Origin of the sequence: Bacteroides sp. 41_26, assembly GCF_949740115.1 — a bacterium.
In the GTDB taxonomy this organism is placed as follows: Bacteria; Bacteroidota; Bacteroidia; order Bacteroidales; family Bacteroidaceae; genus Bacteroides; species Bacteroides nordii.
Genome location: NZ_CATJGZ010000118.1, coordinates 66,802 through 76,066, shown reverse-complemented (window position 1 = coordinate 76,066; position 9,265 = coordinate 66,802). Strand labels below are relative to the sequence as shown.

Annotated in this window: 8 protein-coding genes; 7 read left to right on the top strand and 1 reads right to left on the bottom strand. The window is 43.5% G+C overall.

Going from position 1 to position 9,265, the window contains the following annotated elements:
- Window positions 1-181 precede the first annotated feature (181 nt).
- From QX565_RS17810 to QX565_RS17790, 5 genes are all read left to right on the top strand, one after another.
- Window positions 182-730, top strand: a complete 549-nt coding sequence (locus tag QX565_RS17810) for an RNA polymerase sigma factor (protein ID WP_044095369.1) — start codon at window positions 182-184, stop codon at window positions 728-730.
- Window positions 714-1,766 carry a putative outer membrane beta-barrel protein gene (locus QX565_RS17805; RefSeq protein WP_289293772.1) on the top strand — a complete coding sequence of 351 codons (1,053 nt, stop codon included), beginning with the start codon at window positions 714-716 and terminating at the stop codon, window positions 1,764-1,766. The genes QX565_RS17810 and QX565_RS17805 overlap by 17 nt, the downstream gene beginning before the upstream one ends.
- Window positions 1,767-1,786: 20 nt before the next feature.
- Window positions 1,787-2,308 (top strand): DUF4943 family protein, encoded by a 522-nt coding sequence (locus QX565_RS17800; RefSeq protein WP_221650418.1) that lies wholly within the window; start codon window positions 1,787-1,789, stop codon window positions 2,306-2,308.
- A 136-nt stretch (window positions 2,309-2,444) separates the two neighbouring features.
- Window positions 2,445-3,128, top strand: a complete 684-nt coding sequence (locus QX565_RS17795; protein ID WP_289293771.1) for a DUF4858 domain-containing protein — start codon at window positions 2,445-2,447, stop codon at window positions 3,126-3,128.
- A 215-nt stretch (window positions 3,129-3,343) separates the two neighbouring features.
- On the top strand, window positions 3,344-4,264 hold the full coding sequence (locus tag QX565_RS17790; RefSeq protein ID WP_289293770.1) for an NAD(P)H-dependent flavin oxidoreductase: 921 nt from the start codon (window positions 3,344-3,346) through the stop codon (window positions 4,262-4,264).
- 92 nt (window positions 4,265-4,356) lie between these two features.
- Here QX565_RS17790 and ald read toward each other — a convergent pair whose 3' ends face one another.
- Window positions 4,357-5,448, bottom strand: coding sequence for an alanine dehydrogenase (gene ald, locus QX565_RS17785; RefSeq protein ID WP_221650415.1), 1,092 nt, complete (start codon window positions 5,446-5,448; stop codon window positions 4,357-4,359).
- Window positions 5,449-5,846: 398 nt separating this feature from the next.
- Here ald and QX565_RS17780 point away from each other — a divergent pair, with 398 nt between their 5' ends.
- Both QX565_RS17780 and QX565_RS17775 read left to right on the top strand, forming a co-directional pair.
- Window positions 5,847-7,496 (top strand): M23 family metallopeptidase, encoded by a 1,650-nt coding sequence (locus QX565_RS17780; protein WP_289293769.1) that lies wholly within the window; start codon window positions 5,847-5,849, stop codon window positions 7,494-7,496.
- Between the two features lie 30 nt (window positions 7,497-7,526).
- Window positions 7,527-9,167, top strand: coding sequence for a C69 family dipeptidase (locus QX565_RS17775; protein ID WP_289293768.1), 1,641 nt, complete (start codon window positions 7,527-7,529; stop codon window positions 9,165-9,167).
- Window positions 9,168-9,265: the final 98 nt, after the last annotated feature.

Below are 9,265 nucleotides of genomic sequence, written 5' to 3'. Positions count from 1 at the left end.
TTAGCATGTAGCTAAAATATAAAAGGATAGTTGAAGCCTTTCTCTATCTCTTTCTCCTTGGGAGAGGGGCGGAGAAAGGCTTCTTTTTTATTCTTTAACACTTATCATTGCAACATTTTTCTAATACCTGCGTCTAAAGGATAAACGACGCAGACATACGTTCGATTAAAAGACATTGACTTTGGAAAACGAGATAGAACTGATAAAGGGCTGCCGGGCAGGGAAAGATTCCGCTCGAAAGGAGCTTTATACCCTCTATTCTAAGCAGATGCTGGCGGTATGTTACCGTTATACGGGCGATATGGATGCGGCCCATGATGTGTTGCACGACGGTTTTATCAAGATATTCACCAATTTCTCGTTTCGTGGAGAGGCATCACTGTCTACATGGATCACGAGGGTGATGGTAACTCAGGCACTTGATTATCTCCGACGGCAAAAACGCATCACACAGGTGATGGTTCATGAAGAACAACTGCCCGATATCCCCGATATATCATCTGATAGAGGAAGTAGTATCTCCGAAGAACAACTGATGGCGTTTGTGGCTGAACTACCCGATGGGTGCCGAACCGTGTTTAACCTCTATGTGTTTGAGGAGAAGTCGCACAAAGAAATAGCAGGCATGCTTCATATAAAAGAGCATTCGTCTACTTCGCAACTTCACCGGGCCAAATATTTGTTAGCAAAAAGGATTAAAGAATATAGAAACCATGAAGAGAGAAAATGATGAAATAACCGATCTGTTCCGTTCGCGTCTTGGGCATGCCGAGATGACGGTAAGGGATGGTTTTTGGGAAGAGTTGAGCTGTGATGTGGCAGTTAGTAGCCATCAGCGCCGTCGTGTGCTATTCTTCCGGGTAGCTGCCGCAGCCTCTGTTTTATTAGTGCTGGCAGCATCTTCGGCAGCTTTCTGGTTTTTCTCACCGAAAGAAGAAATAGAAGAGGCATTTACACAATTAGCAGTTTCCGGTGTAGGAAATCTGGATGGTGATCGGGTGAATCAATCGTTCTCACCTGCCCATACCGAACCGGTATTGCAGAAACCGGCTCTTGGTCGGTATGCTATGTTGGTTCAGTCCGAAGGAGAAGAGGATGATTCGATATCAGTAACTGTATCTTTGTCATTCAGCTTTTCATCAACCACCTCAAGTCATCATGGGTATGGAAGAGAAACGGAGAATTCCGGAGAAAATATTTGGAAGGCAGGAGTAAACAATGAGCCTGCTACTACTGTTACAGAAGAACAACCTGTGAAGCCGGTGTTGGCAGAGGTTAAGAAACCACGTACCTGGGCTGTGAAAGCTGCTGTTGGTACGGCTCTTCCGGCAGAAAACGGGAAATATAAGATGCCTGTAATGGCAGGTGTCACGGTAGAGAAGATGTTGAATAAGTACCTGGGAGTAGAAACCGGATTGACTTATTCAAATCTTCGTTCAGAGAATCAGAATCTTCATTATCTGGGTGTTCCGGTAAAAGTGAATGTGCATCTGGCGGAAACAAAGAAGCTGGATTTGTATGCTTCTATAGGAGGAATAGTTGAAAAATGTATAGCAGGTGCGCCGAATAATGATTTTAAGAATGAGCCTGTACAGTTGGCTGTAATAGCCGGAGTAGGGGTTAATTATAAAGTAAATGACCGGATAGCACTTTTTGCAGAGCCGGGAGTATCGCATCATTTCAATACGGATTCAAAACTTGAAACGATACGTACAAAGCGTCCCACGAATTTTAACCTTATGTGCGGAATTCGCATGACTTATTAACCATTAAAAGAACGAACGTTATGAAAAAGACATGGATACTGCTGCTCACCGTTTTTGCGGTTTTCGCATTGACCGGATGCAGTAAAGAAACCCTGGACTATAATAATCCGGATGTTGATCTTTTTGTGAAGCAACTCAAAGCCGGAACCTATAATACAAAAAATGACAAAGGGATTGTTGAAGTCCCTCATTTTACCGAAAATGACATTCCCGAATTGCTGAATTATGCCGAGGATATGAGTGTGATCCCCTCATTTCCTTCCGTATATAACAGCAATAGTGGCAAGATCCGTTTGGGCGAATGTATTTTATGGACAGTAGAAAGTATTCGTCTGGGTTTTCCGGCTTCGATGGGGTGTCATATGGTAGAAGTGAATGCCGAAAATTACGAAGCAATCTATTTCTTGTCCGATGAAGAACTGCTGGATGCTGCAGTCCGTTACCGTCGCTGGTGGGAAAACAGGCAGTATCCGCGAACGGCATGGACCATTGATCCTTGCTACGACGAGCCGCTTTGTGGTAGCGGTTACCGCTGGTGGTAGGGTAGACTAAACAACTGAACATGGCTAAACGTTTTAATCTATTGCTGCTGATTTTTTCAGTGGCCGGGACAGTACATGCCCGATGGAAAAAGAAGGATGTACTACTAACTTATTAAAATGATTAATGCATTAGAGAATGACGAAGCGCTTTATATTATTTATATTAATCAGTCTGACTGCCTCAGTAGTCTGTTCGCAAGAATGGACCACACAGGATTCTATTAAATTGAATCGAATCCTGCAGGGCAACGAAGAGATTAAACTGAACCCGGAGGCTGTGAAACAGATTGATTTCGGTTCTGAAGTTATGGGCACTCCTCTCATGTCTACAGAAAAGAGCTGGATGTTGCCGGATGCGACGCTTCCGTCTGTATTGCCTAATACGTTGCCACTGAATAAAAAACAGATGCTTACCCTGCGTCCTTATAAGCCGAATACACCTTATGACTGGGATCCGGTATATCAAAAAAAGATAAAAGTAGGGCAGGACACCTGGCGGGGAGATCCCTTTTATAGGATAAAGACGCTGAGATCCTATACTAACATGGAAAAAGTTCCTCAAAAGCCGAAAAGAACAGGAGGGGTACCATCCGATATTGAAGCTGTGAACCTGCGATATAATCCGTTGATGGGGCAGGCAAATGGTGCAATGGCGGGTGTGGGCATTGGTGGCCTTGATTTTATGTCTATCTTTACAAAAGATTTTTGGGATGTGAAAGGGCGTGAACGACGCGGCCGTACGTTAGAGGTACTGAAAGTCTATGGCGATTCGACTACCAGGCTTATTCCGATGCCTATATTGCAGCCCATCGCTCATTGAACTATCTGAAAGCCCGATTTGTTTAGTAAATAGTTAAGGAGTATTCAGCATTCAAATAATTTAGTTGAAACGCAGATTAACGCAAATTTTCGCAAAGAATTGATTCAATTCAATTCAATTATCGCGTTGCTTTATAGTTTGCGAAAATTTGCGTTAATCTGCGTTTAATAAAAGACGTATTAGTATACAAAATAAAATCAAAACAAATTCAGTTTATGAATAGAATTTCTACTCTATTGGGTATTCGTTACCCTATCATTCAAGGCGGTATGGTGTGGTGCAGCGGTTGGCGTCTGGCATCGGCAGTAAGTAATTCAGGTGGATTGGGACTTATTGGCGCTGGGTCTATGCATCCGGAGGTTCTTCGCCAGCACATCCGTAAATGTAAGGCAGCTACCGATTTTCCTTTTGGAGTAAATATCCCTTTGATGTACCCTCAAATTGAGGAGATAATGAATATTGTGGTCGAAGAAGGAGTGAAAATAGTATTCACCTCTGCCGGTAATCCTAAAACGTGGACAGGTTGGTTAAAAGAACGTGGTATAACTGTCGTCCATGTAGTGTCTTCTTCTAAATTTGCTGTGAAGTGTGAAGAAGCCGGAGTAGATGCTGTTGTTGCTGAAGGTTTTGAGGCAGGCGGACACAACGGGCGCGAAGAGACGACTACATTCTGTCTTATTCCGGCAGTACGTCGTGCAACGACTCTTCCTTTGATTGCTGCCGGCGGTATTGCTACAAGCGAAGGTGTTCTGGCTGCTATGGTGCTGGGGGCCGAAGGTGTACAAATAGGTACCCGTTTTGCACTGACTTATGAAAGTTCTGCCAGTGATGTTTTCAAAGAGTACTGTCTGCGGCTGAATGAAGGTGATACGAAATTATTACTTAAAAAATTAGCCCCCACCCGTTTGGTTACGAATCATTTTCGTAATGCGGTAGAAGAAGCTGAGGCGCGTGGTGCTTCGGCAGATGAACTGCGTGAACTATTGGGAAGAGGGCGTGCGAAGAAAGGTATTTTTGAAGGTGATCTTGAAGAAGGAGAATTGGAAATAGGACAAGTAGCTGCTTTGTTTCGTCAGCAACAATCGGTGGCAGAAGTTATGAAAGAACTGACTAAAGAGTTGAAAATTGAAAGTTAGGCAGCGCTTCTATAATTGACAATTGACCACTGTCCATTGTCAATTGTCCACTGTCCATTATAGAAGCGCAGCTAACTTTCAATTTTCAACTTTCAATTTTCAATTCCAAAAACATCCGCTATAGCCTTATACACTACTTTACCTTCTACTATATTAAGGCCGAGTGCTAATGCGGGATCATCTTTACAGGCTTGTTTCCATCCTTTTCCGGCAAGAGCTTTTATATACGGTAGTGTTGCATTTGTCAATGCTAAGGTAGAGGTATATGGTACGGCTCCCGGAATATTGGCTACAGCGTAATGTACGATGCCATCTATTATATAGGTTGGGTCACTGTGTGTGGTGGGATGTGAAGTCTCGAAACATCCTCCCTGGTCAATGGCCACATCTACTAATACCGTACCCGGTTGCATCATTTTCAGCATATCACGTGTAATGATGTGAGGAGCTTTATCTCCCGGAATAAGTACGGAACCTATCACGAGATCTACCGTCGGCAATTCCATTTTTAATCGTAGCTCTGAAGCATAGAGTGTTTTTACGTTTTTGGGTAATGTTTCGCTTAAATAACGTAAGCGGGCCAGGTTGATATCAGCTATTGTTACGTCTGCTCCCATGCCTGCTGCCATTTGTGCTGCATTACTTCCTACGATACCACCACCAAGAATCAGCACTTTGGCCGGTTTTACACCGGGTACACCGCCCAACAAGATTCCTTTACCACCTTGCGGACGTTCCAGAAAACGGGCTCCCTCTTGGGTTGCCATTCGTCCGGCAACTTCACTCATCGGTATTAACAGGGGGAGTGAGTGATCTGCCTTTTCTACAGTTTCATACGCCAGGCATACAGAACCATTCTCCATCATTGCCAGTGTCAACTCTTTATCGGAGGCGAAGTGGAAGTAAGTGAACAGTAATTGTCCCTTTTTAATAAGCTTGTACTCAGGAGCTATCGGCTCCTTTACCTTCACAATCATTTCGGCAATGGCATAAACTTCTTCCATTGTCGGCAGAATCTGTGCACCCACGGCTGTGTATGCCTCGTCCGGAAAGCCGCTGTTGATACCTGCAGTATGCTGTATATACACAGTATGCCCGCATTTCACAACTTCAGCAACTCCGGAGGGTGTCATACCCACGCGATTCTCATTGTTCTTGATCTCCTTTGGTACTCCGATAATCATAATGTTATTGTATTAAGGATTAATTATAGGCGAATGTACGGAAAAGATCCTTATACTATTACTCGTAACCGGATGTTTAACAGCATATTGTCAAAAATGAGTAGCCTTTGACTATTTCTGTTTATAATAGGTCGATCTTACTGTTTTTTGAATTAATTCTGCCGGTGGGTTTTAATATTTACCCGGAATGACGTACATTTGTGATTCTAAATAGATAAGTACTGTATCCTAATTAAATGATCGTATCATTGAAACGCAGATTATCGCAAATTTACGCAAAGAATATCGTCCCTTAAGTGCAGCAAGCCATCTAATCTGCGAAAATCTGCGATCATTTGCGTTTCAATAAAACATTGGTATAGTATGAATTAAATTTGAAGTACCACTTAATGAACTATATGAAACTATATATTGCAGCTTTGTTGCTTATCTGTAGTGTACAGGCTTTTTCGCAGGAAAAGCCACAGGCATCTTTTGTCCCGCCATTTGACTTTCCGTTGACTTTGAGTGGTAATTTCGGAGAAATACGTACCAATCATTTTCACGGCGGGCTCGATTTTAAGACCGGAGGTGTTATTGGAAAGCCGGTTCGGGCGTTGGCAGACGGGTATATCTCACGTATTCGTGTTACTCACGGATCGGGGTATGTACTCGATGTTTGTTATGATAATGGCTATTCTACCATCAATCGGCACCTTAGCGGATTTACAGGAGCTATTGCAAAGCGGGTAGAAGATTTGCAGTATAAAGAGGAGAGCTATGAAGTGGAGATTGTTCCCGAACCGGGTGAATATCCTGTCAAAGCAGGACAACAGATTGCGTGGAGTGGTAACACAGGCTATTCTTTTGGTCCACACTTGCACCTGGATGTCTTTGAAACGGCTACGGGTGATTATGTAGATCCGATGCCTTTTTTCCTTAAAAAGATCAAAGATACGACTGCACCGAAAGTGGAGGGTATTATGTTGTTTCCTCAGCCGGGCAAAGGGATAGTGGAAGGAAGTCCGGAACATCGTACATTCTTACCTAATGTGGCACATCCTGTTGAAGCCTGGGGAGTGATTGGCACCGGTATCAAAGCATACGACTACATGGATGGAGTACACAATCGTTACGGAGTACATACGGTTGTCCTTACCGTAGATGGGGAAGAGGTGTTTCGCAGCACTGTGGATCGTTTTTCTCAGGAAGAGAACCGGATGATAAATTCCTGGACATGCGGACAATACATGAAGTCGTTTATTGATCCGGGAAATACCCTTCGTTTGCTGAAGGCCTCTAATGGTAATCGCGGTTTGGTGACTATTAATGAAGAAAGAGACTATCAGTTTTTGTATACGCTGACGGATGCGTTTGGCAATACTTCACGATGTCGTTTTACGGTGCGTGGAAAAAAACAGCCGATAGAGCCGTTACAACACCGTGAGAAATATTTCTTTGCCTGGGATAAAACCAATTTTCTGCAAGAACCGGGGTTAACGTTGGTTGTACCCAAAGGAATGCTTTATGATGATGTTGCTTTGAATTATCAGGTAAAAGCCGATAGTGGTGCCATTGCTTTCACCTATCAGTTGCATGATAAACCTGTTTCATTGCATAACAGTTGTGAATTGCGCATTGGCTTGCGACGTAAACCAATAGAGGATACTACGAAGTATTATGTGGCACGTGTAACTCCCAAAGGTTTGTATGGTGCAGGCGGTAAGTATGAAGACGGGTTTATGAAAACGCGCATTCGTGAGTTAGGCACTTACACGGTTGCAATAGATACAGTCCCTCCTGTGATTACTCCGGTCAATCCTAAAAATTGGGCACGTACGGGAGAAATAGTGTATACCATCAAAGATAAGTCTACCGGAATCCGTTCTTATCGCGGAACCATTGACGGGAAGTATGCGTTATTTGGCAGGCCCAATATGATTCGTTCACAGTACGTATACAAGCTTGATCCGAAGCGTGTGAAGAAAGGCGGTAAACATACAGTAGAGATGGTCGCCACGGATGACTGTGGCAATGAAACGGTGGTGCGTAACACTTTCGTATGGTAAATAATCACATAATTAAGTAATATAACAACAATGAACAAGAAACTGATCCTTTGTGCTGCCTTTCTTGTGGCGGCTGTGGCGAATGCTTTCGCCTGTACCAATCTCATTGTCGGTAAGAATGCTTCTGCTGATGGTTCAACCATCGTTTCCTATTCTGCCGATTCATACGGACTCTTCGGAGAATTATACCACTATCCGGCTGCTACCTATAAGAAGGGGACTTTGCTCGATGTCTATGAGTGGGATACCGGTAAATATCTCGGGAAGATTGAACAGGCACGCCAGACCTACAATGTCATTGGTAATATGAATGAGTTTCAGGTGACTATCGGTGAAACTACTTTTGGTGGACGTCCCGAACTGGTCGATTCTACCGGTGTCATCGATTATGGAAGCTTGATTTATATCGGTTTGCAACGTTCGCGTACGGCGCGTGAGGCTATTAAGATTATGACGGATCTCGTGCAGGAGTATGGCTATTATAGTAGCGGAGAGTCTTTCACTATTGCCGATCCGAATGAAATATGGATCATGGAACTAATAGGTAAAGGGCCCGGAATCCGTGGAGCTGTATGGGTAGCTGTCCGCGTGCCCGATGATTGTATTTCGGCACATGCCAACCAGTCGCGCATCCATCAGTTTGATATGAATGATAAGGAGAATTGCCTCTATTCGCCGGATGTGATTTCTTTTGCCCGCGAGAAAGGATACTTCAGCGGTGTGAATAAAGATTTTAGTTTTGCCGATGCCTATGCTCCGCTTGATTTTGGTGCACGCCGCTTTTGTGAGGCCCGTGTGTGGAGTTACTTCAATATGTTCACAGATCAGGGTAAGGCATTCCTTCCCTATATACAGGGTGAGACAAATGACCCCATGCCGTTGTTTATAAAACCGAATCGTAAAATTTCTGTGCAGGATGTACAGAATGCAATGCGTGATCATTATGAAGGAACACCGCTCGACATTAGCAATGACTTTGGTGCCGGTCCTTATAAAACTCCTTATCGTCTCTCTCCGTTGAATTTCAAGGTGGATGGTCAGGAATTCTTCAATGAGCGTCCTATCTCTACTCAGCAGAGTGGATTTGTATTTGTAGCACAGATGCGTGCCAGTATGCCCGATGCGGTGGGTGGAGTGCTCTGGTTTGGTACGGATGATGCGAATATGACAGTTTTCACTCCGGTATATTGCTGTACGGATAAAGTTCCAGTATGTTACACCCGCGTAGGTGGAGCCGATTATATTACTTTCTCCTGGGATTCTTCTTTCTGGATTTTCAACTGGGTATCCAATATGGTATATCCCCGCTATGATCTTATGATTGGTGATATCCGTGCTACACAGCACGAATTGGAAGGTACCTTCCATGAGGCACAGGCCGGTATTGAGAGTATGGCTACCCGTCTTTATCAGAAAAATCCGGATGAAGCAAAAGCTTTTTTAACCAATTATACCAATATGACGGCACAAAGCACTTTTGACACCTGGAAACGGTTGGGCGAGTTCATTATTGTGAAATATGCTGATGGGGTAATTCGCAAAATGAAAGATGGTAAATTTGAGCGCAACTCTATTGGTCAGCCGGCAGGTGTTATCCGTCCGGGGTATCCGAAAGAATTCCTTGAAGAATACGTAAAACAGACGGGTGAACGCTATAAAGTGAAAGAGTAAATAATAGATTATTTAAAATTATTTATTAGGAATTCTTATTTTATTCTTTTACATTTGTGACTCTGAGAAAAGATTAATCAAACATTAACCAATAAATA

Coding starts and splice junctions, on each gene's coding strand:
- QX565_RS17805 (WP_289293772.1), top strand. CDS start 714: ATGAAGAGAGAAAATGATGAAATAACCGATCTGTTCCGTTCGCGTCTT.
- QX565_RS17800 (WP_221650418.1), top strand. CDS start 1,787: ATGAAAAAGACATGGATACTGCTGCTCACCGTTTTTGCGGTTTTCGCA.
- QX565_RS17795 (WP_289293771.1), top strand. CDS start 2,445: ATGACGAAGCGCTTTATATTATTTATATTAATCAGTCTGACTGCCTCA.
- QX565_RS17790 (WP_289293770.1), top strand. CDS start 3,344: ATGAATAGAATTTCTACTCTATTGGGTATTCGTTACCCTATCATTCAA.
- ald (WP_221650415.1), bottom strand. CDS start 5,448: ATGATTATCGGAGTACCAAAGGAGATCAAGAACAATGAGAATCGCGTG.
- QX565_RS17780 (WP_289293769.1), top strand. CDS start 5,847: ATGAAACTATATATTGCAGCTTTGTTGCTTATCTGTAGTGTACAGGCT.
- QX565_RS17775 (WP_289293768.1), top strand. CDS start 7,527: ATGAACAAGAAACTGATCCTTTGTGCTGCCTTTCTTGTGGCGGCTGTG.